This is a genomic window from Streptomyces tatrensis, from assembly GCF_049310065.1.
GTDB lineage: Bacteria > Actinomycetota > Actinomycetes > Streptomycetales > Streptomycetaceae > Streptomyces.
The window spans coordinates 3,237,248-3,254,646 of record NZ_JBMDLB010000011.1 but is presented as its reverse complement, the minus strand read 5'-3'; the positions used below and the strand labels follow the sequence as shown (position 1 = coordinate 3,254,646).

12 protein-coding genes are annotated in these 17,399 nt (G+C 72.0%); 7 read left to right on the top strand and 5 right to left on the bottom strand.

Annotated features, from left to right (window positions below; translation table 11 throughout):
- Nucleotides 1–15: 15 nt before the first annotated feature.
- A complete protein-coding gene (locus ACODT5_RS30585; protein WP_422522382.1) occupies nucleotides 16–1,476 on the bottom strand; it encodes an MFS transporter in 1,461 nt (486 codons plus the stop codon).
- 64 nt (nucleotides 1,477–1,540) lie between these two features.
- On the opposite strand from ACODT5_RS30585, the gene dusB reads away from it, so the two are divergent.
- The 3 genes from dusB (at nucleotide 1,541) to ACODT5_RS30570 (ending at nucleotide 7,374) form a co-directional block, all read left to right on the top strand.
- Nucleotides 1,541–2,683 carry a tRNA dihydrouridine synthase DusB gene (dusB, locus tag ACODT5_RS30580; protein WP_250754282.1) on the top strand — a complete coding sequence of 381 codons (1,143 nt, stop codon included), beginning with the start codon at nucleotides 1,541–1,543 and terminating at the stop codon, nucleotides 2,681–2,683.
- A gap of 375 nt (nucleotides 2,684–3,058) precedes the next feature.
- Nucleotides 3,059–5,767, top strand: a complete 2,709-nt coding sequence (gene ppdK / locus ACODT5_RS30575; RefSeq protein ID WP_422522381.1) for a pyruvate, phosphate dikinase — start codon at nucleotides 3,059–3,061, stop codon at nucleotides 5,765–5,767.
- Between the two features lie 506 nt (nucleotides 5,768–6,273).
- Nucleotides 6,274–7,374, top strand: coding sequence for an ArsR/SmtB family transcription factor (locus ACODT5_RS30570; RefSeq protein WP_422522380.1), 1,101 nt, complete (start codon nucleotides 6,274–6,276; stop codon nucleotides 7,372–7,374).
- A gap of 220 nt (nucleotides 7,375–7,594) precedes the next feature.
- Here ACODT5_RS30570 and ACODT5_RS30565 read toward each other — a convergent pair whose 3' ends face one another.
- Nucleotides 7,595–8,755 carry an alkaline phosphatase PhoX gene (locus ACODT5_RS30565; RefSeq protein ID WP_422522379.1) on the bottom strand — a complete coding sequence of 387 codons (1,161 nt, stop codon included), beginning with the start codon at nucleotides 8,753–8,755 and terminating at the stop codon, nucleotides 7,595–7,597.
- A gap of 297 nt (nucleotides 8,756–9,052) precedes the next feature.
- On the opposite strand from ACODT5_RS30565, the gene ACODT5_RS30560 reads away from it, so the two are divergent.
- Together ACODT5_RS30560 and ACODT5_RS30555 are read left to right on the top strand one after the other, a co-directional pair.
- Nucleotides 9,053–9,520, top strand: coding sequence for a group III truncated hemoglobin (locus ACODT5_RS30560; RefSeq protein ID WP_422522378.1), 468 nt, complete (start codon nucleotides 9,053–9,055; stop codon nucleotides 9,518–9,520).
- A 123-nt stretch (nucleotides 9,521–9,643) separates the two neighbouring features.
- Nucleotides 9,644–10,051 (top strand): VOC family protein, encoded by a 408-nt coding sequence (locus ACODT5_RS30555; RefSeq protein WP_422522377.1) that lies wholly within the window; start codon nucleotides 9,644–9,646, stop codon nucleotides 10,049–10,051.
- Between the two features lie 3 nt (nucleotides 10,052–10,054).
- On the opposite strand, the gene nirD is transcribed toward ACODT5_RS30555, so the two are convergent.
- Genes nirD through ACODT5_RS30540 form a run of 3 tightly spaced genes read right to left on the bottom strand, consistent with a single transcriptional unit; the run spans nucleotide 10,055 to nucleotide 14,480 of the window.
- Nucleotides 10,055–10,390: a nitrite reductase small subunit NirD gene (gene nirD, locus ACODT5_RS30550; protein ID WP_243334654.1), complete on the bottom strand. Its 336-nt coding sequence runs from the start codon at nucleotides 10,388–10,390 to the stop codon at nucleotides 10,055–10,057.
- Nucleotides 10,387–12,996: a nitrite reductase large subunit NirB gene (gene nirB, locus ACODT5_RS30545; RefSeq protein ID WP_422522376.1), complete on the bottom strand. Its 2,610-nt coding sequence runs from the start codon at nucleotides 12,994–12,996 to the stop codon at nucleotides 10,387–10,389. The genes nirD and nirB overlap by 4 nt, the downstream gene beginning before the upstream one ends.
- Nucleotides 12,997–12,998: 2 nt before the next feature.
- Nucleotides 12,999–14,480 carry an NAD(P)/FAD-dependent oxidoreductase gene (locus tag ACODT5_RS30540; protein WP_422522375.1) on the bottom strand — a complete coding sequence of 494 codons (1,482 nt, stop codon included), beginning with the start codon at nucleotides 14,478–14,480 and terminating at the stop codon, nucleotides 12,999–13,001.
- A 167-nt stretch (nucleotides 14,481–14,647) separates the two neighbouring features.
- On the opposite strand from ACODT5_RS30540, the gene ACODT5_RS30535 reads away from it, so the two are divergent.
- Both ACODT5_RS30535 and ACODT5_RS30530 read left to right on the top strand, forming a co-directional pair.
- Nucleotides 14,648–15,949: a ferredoxin reductase family protein gene (locus ACODT5_RS30535; protein WP_422522374.1), complete on the top strand. Its 1,302-nt coding sequence runs from the start codon at nucleotides 14,648–14,650 to the stop codon at nucleotides 15,947–15,949.
- 645 nt (nucleotides 15,950–16,594) lie between these two features.
- Complete coding sequence (locus ACODT5_RS30530; protein WP_422522373.1) at nucleotides 16,595–17,371, top strand: sulfite exporter TauE/SafE family protein; 777 nt, start codon at nucleotides 16,595–16,597, stop codon at nucleotides 17,369–17,371.
- Nucleotides 17,372–17,399: the final 28 nt, after the last annotated feature.

Genomic DNA, 17,399 nt, shown 5'->3' with positions numbered 1-17,399 from the left:
CCCCGCAGCCCCGGCTCAGTGCCGCGGTGCGGCGCCCGTCTTCGAAGGGCCGGCCTGCGGCTCCAGGGCGCGGGCCGTGCGCAGGGCCGTCTCCCGGGCCCAGCCGCCGCTGGTGGCGAAGCCGACGCACAGGACGAGCAGTCCGCACACCGTGATGATCCACCAGGCGGGCCGGGCCGCGGCCACGAACTGGGCGGCGGAACCGGACCCGCCCGCCATCCCGGCGGCCAGGACCGCGCCCACGATGGCCACGCCCAGCGCCCCGCCGGTCTGCCGGCTGGTGGAGGCCACCGCGGCGGCCACCCCGGCCTGGGCGCGCGGCATCCCGGAGACGGCGGTGTTGGTGATCGGGGCGTTCACCAGGCCGAACCCGATGCCGAAGAGCACGTACCCGCAGAACAGCATCGGCGTCGAGCTCTCGGCCGAGAAGGCGGCGAACAGCAGCCCGCTCGCGCTCATCGTGACGCCCGCGACCAGCAGCGGCAGCCGCGGCCCCCGGGTGGCGACGAGCCGTCCCGAGACGGGTGCGCAGAGGAACGCGAAGACCGCCATCGGCAGCATGTAGAGGCCGGCGTCCAGGGCGCCCAGGCCCCGTACGTCCTGGAGGTAGAGGGTGTTCAGGAACAGGAACCCGGACAGCGCGGCGAAGGCGCTGACCGCGATCACGGTGGCCCCGCTGAAGGGGGCGCTGCGGAAGAACCGCGGGTCGATCAGGGGCTCCGCCCGCCGTGACTCGTAGGCCAGCAGCCCGGCCAGGGAGGCGACGGCGACGAGTGCGCAGCCCAGGATCAGCGGGGAGACCGGTCCGGCGGCGGGGGCCTCGATGATCCCGAACGTGACCGAGCCGAGCAGCCCCATGACCAGCAGCTGACCGACCGGGTCCGGGCGGCGCGGATGGCCGGCCCGGGACTCCGGGATGTAGCGCAGGGTCAGGACCAGGGCGAGGAGGCCGACGGGGAGGTTGATCCAGAAGATGGACCGCCAGCCGACCGAGTCCACGAGCAGGCCGCCGATCAGCGGGCCCGCGGCCATGGAGATGCCGACGACCGCGCCCCAGACGCCGATGGCGCGGGCGCGCTCGCGCGGTTCGGTGAAGGTGTTGGTGATGATCGACATGGCGACCGGGTTGAGCATCGAGCCGCCGACGGCCTGGATCATCCGGAAGGCGATCAGCCAGCCCAGGCTCGGCGCGAGCGAGCAGAGCACCGAGCCGGCGGTGAAGAGCACGATGCCGGTGATGAAGACCTTGCGGCGCCCGATCCGGTCCGCGGTGGAGCCGGCCAGCATCAGCAGCGAGGCCAGGACCAGCGTGTACGCGTCGATCGTCCACTGCATGCCGGCCACGGAGGCGTGCAGATCGCGGCGCATGGAGGGGAGCGCGACGTTCAGGACGGTGTTGTCCAGGCTGACGATGAGCAGGCTCATGCAGCAGATCGTCAGGATCAGCAGGCGCCGCCGCTGGGTCAGCTCGTCCATGGGGACGATAGTACGGCTAACTAACGACATGCGATCAACGGCGCGGCTGAGCCACAATGGTGGGATGACCACGCTCCCCCCGCCTCTCGCGATCGGCCCGCACACCGTGCAGCCCCCGGTGGTGCTCGCGCCGATGGCCGGCATCACCAATGCCCCGTTCCGTACGCTGTGCCGCGAGTTCTCGGGCGGCAAGGGGCTGTTCGTGAGCGAGATGATCACGACCCGGGCCCTGGTCGAGCGCAACGAGAAGACCATGCAGCTGATCCACTTCGACGAGACCGAGAAGCCCCGCTCGATCCAGCTGTACGGGGTCGACCCCGCGACGGTCGGCAAGGCGGTCCGCATGATCGTCGAAGAGGACCGCGCCGACCACATCGACCTCAACTTCGGCTGCCCGGTGCCCAAGGTCACCCGCAAGGGTGGCGGCTCGGCCCTCCCGTACAAGCGGAACCTGCTGCGCGCGATCCTGCGCGAGGCCGTCGCGGGCGCCGGCGACCTGCCGGTCACGATGAAGATGCGCAAGGGCATCAACGACGACCACCTCACCTACCTCGACGCCGGCCGGATCGCCGTCGAGGAGGGCATCACCGCCATAGCCCTGCACGGCCGCACCACCGCCCAGCACTACGGCGGCACCGCCGACTGGGACGCCATCGCGCGGCTCAAGGAGCACGTGCCGGAGATCCCGGTCCTCGGCAACGGCGACATCTGGTGCGCCGAGGACGCGCTGCGGATGGTCCGCGAGACCGGCTGCGACGGCGTCGTCGTCGGGCGCGGCTGCTTGGGGCGCCCGTGGCTCTTCAACGACCTCGTGGCGGCCTTCGAGGGGCGTCCCGAGGACTTCCACAAGCCCACGCTGCGGGAGGTCGGGCAGACCATGCTCCGCCACGCCCAGCTGCTGGGGGAGTGGATCGGCGACGAGGCGCGCGGGGTGATCGACTTCCGTAAGCACGTGGCCTGGTACACCAAGGGCTTCTCGGTGGGTTCGGAGATGCGGCAGAAGCTCGCCGTCACCTCCTCCCTGGCCGAGCTGGACGCTCATCTGAGCGAGCTGGATTTGGATCAGCCCTGGCCGGACAGCGCGGACGGTCCGCGGGGCCGTACGTCCGGAAACAACCGGGTTGTCCTGCCCGAGGGGTGGCTGAAGGATCCGTACGACTGCGCGGGCGTGAGCGAGGAAGCCGAACTGGACACGTCCGGAGGCTGAGAATTCGCTGGCAAAGCGTGCCATGTGTGGCGTGACATACGCCACGCATGGGTGAGGTTTCGCTCAGATGAGCGTCACGGTCACGGATAAGACTTTCAAAGGGTGGCACTGGGTGCCACCCTTTGTGCGTTCAAGACTTGAACGCAAATGTATCGATGATCGCTCATCGGAGCGGAAACAAGCCTCAGTGGGCACCTTGGGCTTCGGGACCTGAAGGGTCTTCGTAGGTTCTGGCTACTCGCCAGTTACATTCGATTGGCTGGCACCCAGGTGGTTAAGGCCGTATGACCGCCAAGTGGACGTACCCATAAGCCTTCGATCTGGGTATGTTCCTGGCCGTCAGGGCAGCCACCGAGCCTCGAGGAGTCGAGACCCGTGTCGGAAAACAAAGATCAGAAGCTCGTCTACGACTTCACGGAGGGCAACCGCGACCTCAAGGACCTTCTCGGTGGCAAGGGTGCCAACCTCGCCGAGATGACCAACCTGGGTCTGCCGGTCCCTCCCGGCTTCACCATCACCACCGAGGCCTGCAAGGTCTACCTCGACAGCGGCGAGGCCCCGGCCGAGCTGCGCGAAGAGGTCAGCGCGCACCTCGCCGCCCTCGAGGCGAAGATGGGCAAGAAGCTCGGCCAGTCGGACGACCCGCTGCTGGTCTCCGTGCGTTCCGGCGCCAAGTTCTCGATGCCGGGCATGATGGACACGGTCCTCAACATCGGCCTCTCCGACGAGTCCGTCACCGGCCTCGCCACCCAGGCCGGCAACGAGCGCTTCGCGTGGGACTCGTACCGCCGCCTGATCCAGATGTTCGGCAAGACCGTCCTCGACGTGGACGGCGAGCTGTTCGAGGAGGCCCTCGACGAGGCCAAGGCCGCCAAGAAGGTCACCGTCGACACCGACCTCGACGCCGCCGACCTGAAGAAGCTGGTCACCCGCTTCAAGAAGATCGTCGCCAAGCAGGCCGGCCGCGAGTTCCCGCAGGACCCCCGCGAGCAGCTCGACCTCGCCGTCGAAGCGGTCTTCAACTCCTGGAACACCGACCGCGCCAAGCTCTACCGCCGCCAGGAGCGCATCCCGAGCGACCTGGGCACCGCGGTCAACATCTGCTCCATGGTCTTCGGCAACCTCGGCCCCGACTCGGGCACCGGCGTCGCCTTCACCCGCGACCCGGCCACCGGCCACGCGGGCGTCTACGGCGACTACCTCCAGAACGCCCAGGGCGAGGACGTGGTCGCGGGCATCCGCAACACCGTGCCGCTCGCGGACCTGGAGACCATCGACAAGGTCTCGTACGACCAGCTCATGACGATCATGACGACGCTGGAGACCCACTACAAGGATCTCTGCGACATCGAGTTCACCATCGAGCGCGGCCAGCTGTGGATGCTGCAGACCCGCGTCGGCAAGCGCACCGCCGGCGCCGCCTTCCGCATCGCCACCCAGCTCGTCGACCAGGGCCTGATCGACGAGGCCGAGGCCCTCCAGCGCGTCAACGGCGCCCAGCTCGCGCAGCTGATGTTCCCGCGCTTCGACGAGGACGCGAAGACGACGCTGCTCGGCCGCGGCATCGCCGCCTCCCCGGGCGCGGCCGTCGGCAAGGCCGTCTTCGACTCCTACACGGCCGTCAAGTGGTCCCGCTCGGGCGAGAAGGTCATCCTGATCCGCCGCGAGACCAACCCCGACGACCTCGACGGCATGATCGCCTCCGAGGGCATCCTGACCTCGCGCGGCGGCAAGACCTCGCACGCCGCCGTCGTGGCCCGCGGCATGGGCAAGACCTGCGTCTGCGGCGCCGAGGACCTCGAGGTCGACACCAAGCGCCGCCGCATGACGGTCGGCGGGACGGTCGTCGAAGAGGGCGACGTCGTCTCCATCGACGGCTCCACCGGCAAGGTCTACCTCGGTGAGGTACCCGTCGTACCGTCCCCGGTCGTCGAGTACTTCGAGGGCCGCATGCACGCCGGCGCCGACGACGCCGACGAGCTCGTCGCCGCCGTGCACCGGATCATGGCCTACGCCGACCGCGTACGCCGCCTGCGCGTCCGCGCCAACGCCGACAACGCCGAGGACGCGCTGCGCGCCCGCCGCTTCGGCGCCCAGGGCATCGGCCTGTGCCGCACCGAGCACATGTTCCTCGGCGAGCGCCGCGAACTGGTGGAGCGACTGATCCTCGCGGACACCGACGACGAGCGCGAGGAGGCACTCAGTGCCCTCCTGCCGCTCCAGAAGAAGGACTTCGTCGAGCTGCTCGAGGCGATGGACGGACTGCCCGTCACGGTCCGCCTGCTCGACCCGCCGCTGCACGAGTTCCTGCCCGACATCACCGAGCTGTCGGTGCGCGTCGCCCTCGCCGAGTCCCGCAAGGACGCCAACGAGAACGACCTGCGCCTGCTCCAGGCCGTGCACAAGCTGCACGAGCAGAACCCGATGCTGGGTCTGCGCGGCGTCCGCCTCGGTCTGGTCATCCCCGGCCTGTTCAAGATGCAGGTCCGGGCGATCGCCGAGGCCGCGGCCGAGCGCAAGAACGCCAAGGGCGACCCGCGCGCCGAGATCATGGTCCCGCTCGTGGGCACCGTGCAGGAGCTGGAGATCGTCCGCGAGGAGGCCGACGCGGTCATCGCCGAGGTCGAGGCCGCCACCGGCACCGACCTCAAGCTGACCATCGGCACCATGATCGAGCTGCCCCGCGCCGCCCTCACCGCCGGCCAGATCGCCGAGGCCGCGCAGTTCTTCTCCTTCGGCACGAACGACCTGACCCAGACCGTGTGGGGCTTCTCCCGCGACGACGTCGAGGCCAGCTTCTTCACCGCCTACCTGGAGAAGGGCATCTTCGGGGTCTCGCCCTTCGAGACCATCGACCGCGACGGCGTCGGCACGCTGGTCCGCAGCGCCGTGGAGGCCGGCCGGGCCACCCGCCCCGACCTCAAGCTCGGCGTCTGCGGAGAGCACGGCGGCGACCCCGAGTCCGTCCACTTCTTCCACGAGGTCGGCCTGGACTACGTCTCCTGCTCGCCGTTCCGGATCCCGGTGGCCCGCCTGGAGGCCGGCCGCGCCGCCGCCGACGCGAAGGGCAGCGACAGCCGCTGACCCCTCCGCGGCCCCGATGCCGGGGCCCCTTTGACCGCGCCTGCCCCCGGGTTCCCTGACGTCCGGTGGCAGGCGCGTCTATTTCCCCGGCCGTGCCCGCTGTTGCACGGGCTTCTACGGCGTTTCACGGCGTTTCACGGCGCTGCGCGGCGTTCCCCCCGCGTTCGCGGGCGGCCCGCCGGGACCAGTCTTGGTTCAATGTTGTTCCAGTTGCCTTAACAGCAACAGGCGGTGGACGGATCCCCACCCGTCCACCGCCTGTCGCCAATCCGCCGGACACGTCGGCGCTTCCCGGTGCGACCGACCGCCAGGCCCCGCAAAGCCCCCCACGGCCTTCGCGGAGCGTTTCGGTCGCGCCGGAGTGTGCCCGGCGGAGTACAGGATTTCGGTTGTCACACCTTCGCCGAAAGGGGTTTCAACTGTGGCTGAAAGGCCATGGTGACCACGTGTGACGGCGTGCATACTCGAGGGGCGGGGGGATTGCGGTTGCACAGGTGGGGGTTCGGGTGCTGCGTATCCATTTCACTGGAGTGGACCTCGCGCGCGTAAGGATGGCAGGGCGTCCGGATGCGTTGTGGGAAACGATTCTGAGTTTTCACCGTTTACGGGACCGGCGCGATACGCGGCTCTTCGGCGATTGGCGTGCGGAAACACGCACGAGGTTGAATGGTGAAACACGACTTCTCGGTGCGCTGATACCGAGCCGCGGGTATTTCCCCGATTTCCTGACCCCCGTGGAGGGGCAGTACGGGTGGGACGTGGGCCTCGACGCCCTGCGCGGGATCCGCCCCGAGCGGCTGCGGCGCGAGCTCACCCTGCTCGGGCGGGGCGTGGAGAGCGGCGGCTCCGGGATGGCCGCGGCCTTCGGGATGCCGGCTGGTGCGGGGGGAGCCGGCGGGGGCGCGTACCGCGGCTCCGAGGCCCTGGTCCCCAGGCGGCTGCGGGACTTCATGGAGGGCGACACCGCGCACCTGCCCCGGCTGATGGGGGAACTGCGCGGGTACCACCGGGCGGCCGTGGAGCCGTACTGGAGCCACATCCAGGCGCAGATCGAAGCCGAGCGGGCCGCGCGGGGGCGGGCGCTGCTCGACGGGGGAGCGGACGAGCTGCTGGCCTCGCTGCCCTCGATGCTGCGGTGGCGGGCGCCGGTGCTGGAGTGCGACTACCCCGTGGACCGGGACGTACGGCTCCGGGGGCGCGGGCTGCTGCTCCAGCCCTCCTTCTTCTGCCGGCGCACGGCGGTGACCCTGCACGATCCGGAGCTGCCGCCCGTGCTGGTGTATCCGGCGGCGGCCGAGCTGTCCTCCGCGCAGTCCGCCGGGGGCGAGGCGGCCCGGCCGGCGGAGGAGCGGCGCCGGCACCGGCAGCTCACCTTGGGCAAGCTCGTCGGGCACACCCGGTCGGTGGTGCTCGAGGCGATCGGAGACGGGGCCACCACGAGCGAGCTGGCGCGGCGGGCCGGGGTCTCGCTGGCCTCCGCGAGCCAGCACGCGGGGGTGATGCGGGAGGCCGGGCTGGTCACCACGCTGCGGCGGGGCAACGCCGTGTTGCACACGGTGACGCCGTTGGGGGCAGCGTTGCTCAAGGGTGGGGCCGTGGTGTCGTGAGCGGCCGCGCCCCGGGGGGTCGGTGACCCCGCCGGGGTGCGGCTGGTGGCGCCGTGCGGCGCCGTTGCCAGGGGCTCCGCCCCCGGACCCCCGCGCCTCAAACGCCGGCGGGGCTGGGTTCGGGCTCCGCCGGTGGTGATCTGCGGGGCCGTGTCCTGGGCTCCGCCCCCGGACCCCCGCGCCTCAAGCGCCGGCGGGGCTGAAATTGGTCCCGGTCGGGTCAGACGCGGAAGGGGCCCGTGACCTCGTACGTGATGCCGCCCGTGGAGCTGCCGCTCGTGCCGCGCTGGCTGCTGAAGTAGAGGCGGTTGCCGGCGGGGGAGAAGGCCGGGCCGGTGATCTCCGAGGAGGACTGGCCGGTGACCCGCAGGAAGGGGGCGACGACGTCGTCCGGGGTGATGACGCAGATCTCCAGGTTGCCGCCGTCCTCGGCCACGTACAGGTCGCCGTACGAGGATCCCGTGACGTTGTCGACGCCCGTCAGGGGGGCGCCGCCGCCGGAGACCAGGGAGTCGTCGTAGGCGAGCTCGTAGGTGCTGTTCGCGAGGTTGAGCTGCCAGACGCGGTTGTCGCCCTTGGTGGTGAACCAGACCGTGTCGTTGGCGTAGTGGCAGCCCTCGCCGCCGTTGAACTTCTTCGAGCCCGAGACCTGGGTGCGGGTGGTGGTCGGCGAGCCGTCCGGGTCCGGGACGTTCTGCCAGGTGAAGGAGCCGGAGGTGGCGGTGCCGGCGACGAGCACCTGGAGGGTGCCCGAGGAGAGGTTGCCCCAGGTGGTGGGGATGAAGCGGTAGAAGCAGCCGCTCGACTCGTCCTCCGTCATGTAGATCACCTGGCGCACGGGGTCGGCGGCAGCCGCCTCGTGCTTGAAGCGGCCCATCGCGGAGCGCCGGACGGACGCGTTCACCCCGTACGGGTCGGCCTCGTAGACGTAGCCGAGGCTGACCTCCTCGCAGGACAGCCAGGTGTTCCACGGGGTCTTGCCGCCCGCGCAGTTCTGCCGGGTGTTGGAGAGGATCCGGTAGGCGCCGGTGACGGTGCCCGAGGAGTTGAACTTCACCGCGCTCGCACCGCCGGAGGGGTTGATCTCCGAGTTCGACACGTAGATCCAGCCCGTGCCGTCGACGAAACAGGCGCCGCCGTCGGGGGCGCTGTGCCAGGCGTACGAGGTGCCGGGGACCGTCTGGCCGGAGCGGGCTATCACGCGGCTGCTGAAGCCGGCGGGCAGCATGATGCCGTTGGCGTCGGCGGCGCCGAGCGCCCCGTAGGGTCCGGCGCCCGGCTGGGCGGGGGCCGCGTAGGCCGCGCCGTGCATCAGCGTTCCGCCGAAGGCCGCGGCGGAGGAGCCGATGACGGCCCCGCGAAGGAAGGTACGACGTTCCACGGTCACTCCTGTGGGAGGAGAGGCTCCGCGCCCGGTCGGGCGGGGAGTCGCGCTGCGTCGAGGAACTTAGAACCGTCGAGTTGACGTGACGTCAATTCCATATGACGCGGGAGCGACCGGCGCGAGGTCAATCCCCCCGGAGGGATTTCCCGGAAGCGGGGGAGGGAGCGGAGGGAGCTGAGGGGGCGCCGAAGCGGTGTCGAAGCGGTGTCGAAGCGGTGTCGAAGCCGTCCGGGACGGCGTGATGCGGGACTTTCTGCCCTGGGGAGGGGGCCGGTGCGGGAGGATGGTGGAGTGATGAACCGCAATGCCGCCGACGCCGACATCACCGGCCGCGCCGACCTCGACGTCGTGCTGCGCCGCTTCTACACGGCGGCCTTCGCCGACCCGCGGATCGGGCCCTTCTTCACCGAGATCGCCGGTACCGACCTCGACGTGCACCTGCCCAGGATCACCGACTTCTGGGAGCGGTCGCTCTTCCGCAGCGCCGACTACCGGCGCAACGCCTTCGCCCCGCACGCGGCCCTCCAGTCGGCCCGCGCGATGACCGCCGAGGACTTCGGCCGCTGGGTGCAGCTGTGGCGGGCCACGATCGACGGACTGCACCGGGGGCCGAACGCGGAGCGGGCCAAGGCCCAGGGCGAGCGGATCGCGCTGACCCTGCACAAGCGGCTGGCCGGCGCCGGCGCGGAGCTGCTGCGCGGCGAGGGCACGGTGGGCTTCGTACCGCTGGCGGCCCTGGAGCTGCGCTCGATGACGGCCTGACCTGCACGTTCGTAGCGCGTCGAAGGAATGTCGAAAAAACTTCGCCGGGAGCGATGAGTTCCCCGAGGTCCTGCGGTCTACCTCTCGAAAGCAACGGAACACACCGAGAGAAGAGAGACCGCGATGTCCTCCACCATGATCTTCGTCAACCTGCCGGTCAAGGACCTGGAGGCCACCAAGACCTTCTGGGGCAAGCTCGGTTACACCTTCAACGCCCAGTTCACCGACGAGAACTGCGCCTCGATGCCCATCACCGACTCGATCGTGGCCATGTTCCTGACCGAGGCCCGGTACAAGGACTTCACGCACAAGGCCATCGCGGACGCCACCACCACCTCCGAGGTGCTGCTGTGTCTGAGCGCCGAGAGCCGCACCGCCGTCGACGAGTTCGTCGACGGGGCCCTGGCGGCCGGTGCCACCGAGCCCCGCCCCGCCCAGGACCACGGCGTCATGTACGGCCGGGCCTTCGACGACCTCGAGGGCCACACCTGGGAGATCATGTGGATGGACCCGTCGATCGTCCAGGCCTGAGCCTCAGCCCGAGGTCGCGGCGGTCCGTACCGGGTACGTCCGGACCGCCACCTCCTCGTCGTCCAGGCAGTGCCCCGACTCCAGGTCGAAGCGCTGCTTGAGCAGCGGCGAGGCCACGAAGAGCCGTCCCGCGGCCGAGCCGACGAGCCCGCGCGAGAGCACCTGCGCCCCGGTGAAGGGGTCCCGGTTGCCGATGGCGTACGGGCGTCCCGCGCGGTCGACGAACACGGCGGCCTGGCTCCCGTCGGGCAGCAGCGCCGCCACCCCGCGCCCGGGGATCAGCGCCGACAGCTCGCACACGGTGAGCCATCCCTCCGCCACCTGCAGTTCCACGGTCATCGGGTGCCTCCCAGGGGCTCCAGGGTCAGGACGGTCAGGTCGGGCTTGACCTGACCGCGTTCGGGGACGAACTTCACGCTCGGGTCGGGGGCGCCGGGAGCGTTGACGAAGGACACGAACCGGCGCAGCCGCTCCGGGTCGTCCAGGGTCTCGGCCCATTCGTCGCGGTAGTGCGCCACGTGGTCGGCCATCAGCGACTCCAGCTCCGCGCACAGCCCGAGCGAATCGCGCACGATCACGTCCCGCAGGTGCTCCAGACCGCCCTCCAGCCGGTCCAGCCAGGTGGAGGTCCGCTCCAGCCGGTCGGCGGTGCGGATGTAGAACATCAGGAACCGGTCGATGAGCCGGACCAGTTCGGCGTCCGACAGGTCCTGGGCGAGGAGGTCGGCGTGACGGGGGGTGGCCCCGCCGTTGCCGCCGACGTAGAGGTTCCAGCCGCTCGCCGTCGCGATGATCCCGAAGTCCTTGCTCTGCGCCTCCGCGCACTCGCGGGCGCAGCCGGAGACCGCCGACTTGAGCTTGTGCGGGGCGCGCAGGCCCCGGTAGCGCAGCTCCAGGTCGATGGCCATCCGTACGGAGTCCTGGACCCCGTAGCGGCACCAGGTCTGGCCCACGCAGGACTTCACCGTCCGCAGGGCCTTGCCGTACGCGTGCCCGGACTCGAATCCGGCCTCGACGAGCCGGGCCCAGATGAGGGGGAGCTGGTCGATGGCGGCGCCGAAGAGGTCGATGCGCTGCCCGCCGGTGATCTTCGTGTAGAGGCCGAAGTCGCGGGCCACCTCGCCGATCACGATCAGCTTGTCGGGGGTGATCTCGCCGCCGGGGATGCGCGGGACGACCGAGTACGAGCCGTTGCGCTGCATGTTGGCGAGGAAGTGGTCGTTGGTGTCCTGGAGGGCGGCCTGCTCCCCGTCCAGGACGTAGCCGCTCGCGCCGAGGGTGGGGGCGAGCGAGGCGATGATCGAGCCGACGGTGGGCTTGCAGACCTCGCAGCCCTCGCCGCCGCGCGCCTCCTCGCGGCCGTGGCTGTCGAGGAGCTGCCGGTACGAGGTCACGCGCAGGGTGCGGACGATCTCGTAGAGCTCGGCGCGGGTGAAGGGGAAGCAGCCGCAGAGCCCCTTGTCGGCGGCGGGCGGCATCAGCTGGCCGATCACCTTGAGGCAGCTCCCGCACCCGGTGCCCGCCTTGGTGCACTTCTTGACCTCGGGGACGGTGCTGTGGGCGGTGATGGCCTTCTTGGTGACGTTGTGGCAGGAGCAGATCACCGCGCCGTCGGGGAGCGAGGACGGGCCGAGCGCGACGGGTGCGCCGACGCCGGCGGGCAGCACCAGCTGCTCGGGGGTGACGGGCGGTACGGAGCCGGTGAGCGGGCGCAGCAGGCCGTAGGAGTCGGCGTCGCCGACCAGGACGCCGCCGAGCAGGACGCCTTCGGCGGAGACGACCACCTTCTTGTAGACGCCGGAGCGGGAGTCGGAGTAGACGACGTCGAGGCTGCCGGCGGTGGCGCCGTGGGCGTCGCCGAAGGAGGCCACGTCCACGCCGAGGAGCTTGAGCTTGGTGGAGAGGTCGGCGCCGGTGAACTCCTTCTCGCGGCCCAGCAGATCGGCCGCGGCCGTCTCCGCCATCTCGTAGCCGGGGGCGACGAGCCCGTACACGCGGCCGTCGGCGGCCAGCGCGCACTCGCCGATGGCGTAGACGTGCGGGTCGGAGGTGCGGCAGCGGGCGTCGACGGAGATGCCGCCGCGTTCGCCGACGGCCAGGCCGCTCTCGCGGGCGAGCTGGTCGCGGGGGCGGACACCGGCGGAGAAGACGACCAGGTCGGTGTCGACGCTGGAGCCGTCGGACAGCTTCATGCCGCTGACCGCGCCGTCCTCGCCGGTGAGGACCTCCTGGGTGCCGACGCCCGTGTGGACGGTGAGCCCCATGTTCTCGATGGTGCGCAGCAGGGCCGCGCCGCCGCCCTCGTCGACCTGGACGGGCATCAGGCGGGGCGCGAACTCCACGACGCGGGTGGCGAGTCCGAGGCCCTTGAGCGCGCCGGCGGCCTCCAGCCCGAGCAGACCGCCGCCGACCACGGCGCCGCTGGTCCGGGTCTTGGCGTACTCCTCGATCGCGAGGAGGTCCTCGATGGTGCGGTAGACGAAACAGCCCGGGGCGTCCTTGCCGGGGACGGGCGGCACGAAGGGGTAGCTGCCGGTCGCGAGCACGAGCACGTCGTACGGGAACACCTGCCCCGAGCGGGAGGTGACGGTGCGGGCCTCGCGGTCGATGCTCTCGGCGGCGTCGTCGAGGTGCAGGGCGATCCCGTGCTCCTCCATGAAGGAGGCGGGGGTGAGGGAGAGGTCCTCGGGGGTGCTGCCGGAGAAGTACGAGGTCAGGTGCACGCGGTCGTAGGCGGGCCGCGGCTCCTCGCAGAGCACGGTGATCCGGTGCGTGGCGGTGGCGCCGAGTTCGGCGAGCGCCTCCAGGTAGCGCTGGCCGACCATGCCGTGGCCGATGAGCACGAGGGTGGGCTTCTCGGTCCCGGGGGCCGTGGGGGTCGCGGGGGTGGCCTGGGTGGCGGCCTGGGCGGTGCCCGGGGCGGGCGTGGGCGTGGCTGCGGCCATGATCAGGAGCCTCCGTCGTCGGTGAGCAGGTGGTGCAGGTCGATCAGACCGTGCTGGTCGGTGAGGGGGGCGCCGTCCTCCCAGCTGCGGGCGAGGGCGCCCACGCTGGAGAGTTCGCCGAGCAGGACCCCGCCGACGAGGCGGTCGCCGCGGACGACGACCTTGCGGTAGGTGCGGCGGGTGGCGTCGGTGAGCCGGACCACGTCGTCGCCGGGGAGCGGGGTGGTCTCGCCGAAGGCGGCGAGGTCGAGGGGCCGGTCGCCGCCGGCGGTGAGGGTGAGGCGGGTCAGGGCGCGGGTTCCGGCGTAGCCGGGGTCCGCGCCGGGTCCCCCGCCGGTACCGAGCAGGACGCCGGCGAGGGCGTCCGCCTGTTCCAGGGCCGGGCCGGCCAGGCCGTACACCCGGCCCGCGTGCTCGGCGCAGTCGCCGACGGCGTGGATGCGGGGGTCGCTGGTGCGGAGCTCGTCGTCGACGAGGACGCCCTTGCGGACGTCGAGGCCGGCGGCCTGGGCGAGGCCCGTGCGGGGGCGGACGCCGCAGGCGAGGACGACGAGGTCGGCGGCCAGGTGGTAGCCGTTGGCGAGGTCTACGCCGGTCACCTGGCGGGGGCCTTGGACGGGGGTGCGCCTTGGGCTTCGGCCCGGGGCGGCTTCGGGAGCGGCGGCCCTGCGGGGCGTTCCGGGCTCTGCCCGTACCCGCTCCTCAAACGCCGGAGGGGCTGGATTTTGGCCGGCGCCCGCTGGGATGCGCACGCTGGTGGGCTGGATTGCCCGCAGGGCAATTTCAGCCTCGCCGGCGTTTGAGGCGCGGGGTCCGGGGCGGAGCCCCGGCAGCGAAGCCGCAGGCGTCGTGGAGAGCCCGCGGACTCGGCATTCCGTGTGGATCTCCACGCCCATGTCGGTCAGGTGGGTGTGCAGGAGGGCCGAGGCCTCCGCGTCCAGTTGGCGCTCCATCAGGCGCTCGCCCTGCTGGGCGAGGACCACTTGGGCGCCCCGTTCGGCCAGGGCGCGGGCCGCCGAGACGCCGAGAAGGCCGCCGCCGATCACCACCGCGCGCACGCCGGGACGTACGGCCGCCGACAGGGCCAGGCAGTCGTCCATGGTGCGGAACGCGTGCACCCCGGCGGGGAGATCCCGCCCTTCGGGCTCGAAGAGGCCGCGCAGGGGAGGCAGGACCGGGTTCGACCCGGTGGCCAGGACGAGGGTGCCGTACGGCTCGACCGTGCCGTCGTCGCAGTGCACCACCTGCTCCGCCCGGTCGATCCGCACCGCCCGGACGCCCCGGCGCAGCGCCGGGCCGGGGGCCGGGAGGGCCGTCACCTCCGGCGCGTACCGGCCGGCCAGGACCTCCGCGAGGAGGACCCGGTTGTAGGGGGCGTGCGCCTCCTCGCCGAGGACGCGGACGTCCCCGCCCAGCCGGGCGGCGAGCCGCAGGCCGGCGAGGCCGCCGCCGATCACCACCACGCGTTGCTGTTCCGAGGTCATGACACGAGAGTGCGCGGCTGCTGTTTCCCCGGGGCATCGCCTCTGTTTCCCCGACGGAACGCCCACCTCAGCGGGCGGGTTAAGCGTCCGTGAGGCGTTCCTCAAGGCCGCCTTAAGGATCACCGGGAGGGCCGGGAAGCCCACCGGACCGCCCTTAGCGTGGCCGCATGCGAGAGCGAGACATGGTGGTTCGGGTCAAGGGCGGGATGCTCGGCGGGGCGGGGACCGTGGCCCTGCTGTGGGCCGCCCAGGTGCGGCCCTCGGCCCGGCTCGACGCGCTGTTCGCCACCGCCGCGCACCTGTCCGGCCTGCTCGCCGGGTACGGGGTGCTCGTCCTGCTCTTCCTCATGGCCCGGGTCCCCGCCGTCGAGCACGGGGTGGGCGCGGCCCGGCTCGCCCGCTGGCACGCGCTGGGCGGCCGCCACGTCCTGCTGCTCTGTTTCGGGCACACGGCCTTCGCGCTCTGCGGCTACGCCGTGCACGAGCGGGTCGACGTGCTCTCGGCCGTCCGGGAGCTGCTCGGATATCCGGCCCTGGCCGCCGCGGCTGCCGGGACCGCCCTCCTGGTCGCCGTCGGCGTCACCTCCGCCCGCTCCGTACGCCGCCGGGTCAGTCACGAAACCTGGCGGGGGGTCCACCTCCTGGTGTACCTCGCCGCCGCCCTCGCCTTCGGGCACCAGCTCGCCGGACCCGACCTGGCCCTCGTCGCCTGGTTCTGGGCCCTCGCCCACGCGGTGGTCGCCGTCCTGCTGGTCTGGTACCGCGCCGTGGTCCCCGTACGGCAGGCCCTGCGGCACGCGCTGCGCGTCGCCGAGGTCCGCGTGGAGGGGCCGGGTGTGGTCTCCGTCCTCGTCTACGGGGAACACCTCGCGGAGCTGCGCGCGGAGCCGGGGCAGTTCCTGCGCTGGCGGTTCCTCCAGCGGCGGCTGTGGCACACCGCGCTGCCGTTCTCGCTGTCGGCGCCGGTCCGCGGGAACACCCTGCGCATCACCGTGAAGGCCCTCGGCGGCCACTCCCGCCGGATCCGCCGGCTGCGCCCCGGCACCCGGGTCCTCGCCACCGGCCCCTTCGGGGCGCTCACCGCCGCCCGGCGGACCCGGACCAAGGTGCTGCTGATCGCCGGCGGGGTCGGGATCACCCCGATGCGGGCGCTGTTCGAGACCCTGCCCGGCGGGCCGGGGGACATCACCCTGCTCTACCGGGCGGGCGCCGAGGAGCACCTCGTCCTGCGCTCCGAGCTGGAGGCCATCGCCGCCGAACGGCAGGCCGGGCTGCACTACCTGCTCGGGCCGTCGGGCGCCGCCTTCGATCCGCTGGCTCCGCAGGCGCTGGCCGCGCTGGTCCCGGAGCTGGCCGAGCACGACGTGTACCTGTGCGGGCCGCCCGGGATGGCGGACGCCACCCAGTCGGCGCTGCTGCGGGCGGGGGTGCCGGCGGGGCGGATCCACGCCGAGTGCTTCGGGCTCTGAACCGGCGCCCGAATCCGTCCCCGTCCCCGCCCTGCCCCGCTCCCGCTCCCGCCCCCGAGAGGTCGCCGCCCCGTGCGTCACCCGCTGCACGTCACCCTGCCCGTGCCCCTTGCCGCTGCGCGGGGCTTGTCCCCTACCCGCCCTTCGCCCATCCCCCAGACTCCGTCCGGGGGGACCCCCAGCCGGGGCTCCGCCCCGGACCCCGGTCCTCAAACGCCGGACGGGCTGGGTCTGGCTGCGCCCGGACCGGGTCTTCGGACGCCGGACGGGCTGGGTTTGGCTGCGCCCGGACCCGGTCTTCGGACGCCGGACGGGCCGGGTTCGGCTGCGCCCCGACCCGGTCCTCAGATGCCGGACCGGCCGAAGGGGCCGCCGGTCGTGCTCGCGGCTGCGGCCCGGCACCGCCGGCCCCGTGCCTCCCCGGCGCGGGCGGTGCTGGCCGTGCTGGGTTCCGTACCGCCGGCCAGGCGGCTCGCGGCCGGGCTCGGGCTGGTCAGTGTGGTGGCGGCGAGCGTGCTGACGGCGGCGGTGGATCCCTCGTCACCCGCGGCCCCGGACCGGGCTCCGGCCGGGCGAAGCTCAACCTTTGCGCAAGTTTCCGGGGATTGATGGCCGCTGCACCCAACCCCTCCATAAGGTCGGGCCGTGCCTGACATATCGACAACCATGATCATCGTGCTGTGCGTGGCCGCCGCCGCGGCCGGCTGGATCGACGCCGTCGTGGGCGGCGGCGGCCTGCTGCTCCTGCCCGCGCTGCTCCTCGGCCTGCCGAACGCCCATCCCGCCACCGTCCTCGGCACCAACAAGGCCGTGTCCATCGTGGGGACCTCCGGCGCCGCCGTGTCGTACCTGCGCAAGACCTCGGTGGACGTGAAGCTCGCCGTCCGCATCGGCCTGGCCGCGCTCGCCGGCTCGATGGGCGGGGCCGCCCTGGCCGGCGGCATCAGCAAGGACGCCCTGCGCCCGCTGATCATGGTGGTCCTGGTGGTCGTCGCGGGCTTCGTCCTCTTCCGCCCCGGCTTCGGCGTCGCCCCCGGAGCCGCTCCCGTCAGCCGAAGGCGCGTTCTGCTGGCCATCGCCCTGGCCGGCCTCGGCATCGGCTTCTACGACGGGCTCATCGGCCCCGGCACCGGCACCTTTCTGGTGCTGGCGCTGACCGCCCTGCTCCACCTCGACCTGCTCACCGCCTCCGCCACGGCGAAGATCGTCAACGTGTGCACGAACGCCGGGGCGCTCGCGATGTTCGCGTACCAGGGCATGGTGCTGTGGCAACTGGCCGCCCTGATGGCCGTGTTCAACCTGACCGGTGGGGTGATCGGCGCCCGGATGGCGCTGAAGAAGGGCAGCGGCTTCGTCCGCGGCGTGCTCCTGACGGTCGTCGGCGGCCTGGTGCTGAAACTGGGATTCGAACAATGGGGCTGACCTGGGACGCGGACGGTCCGGTGCGCGT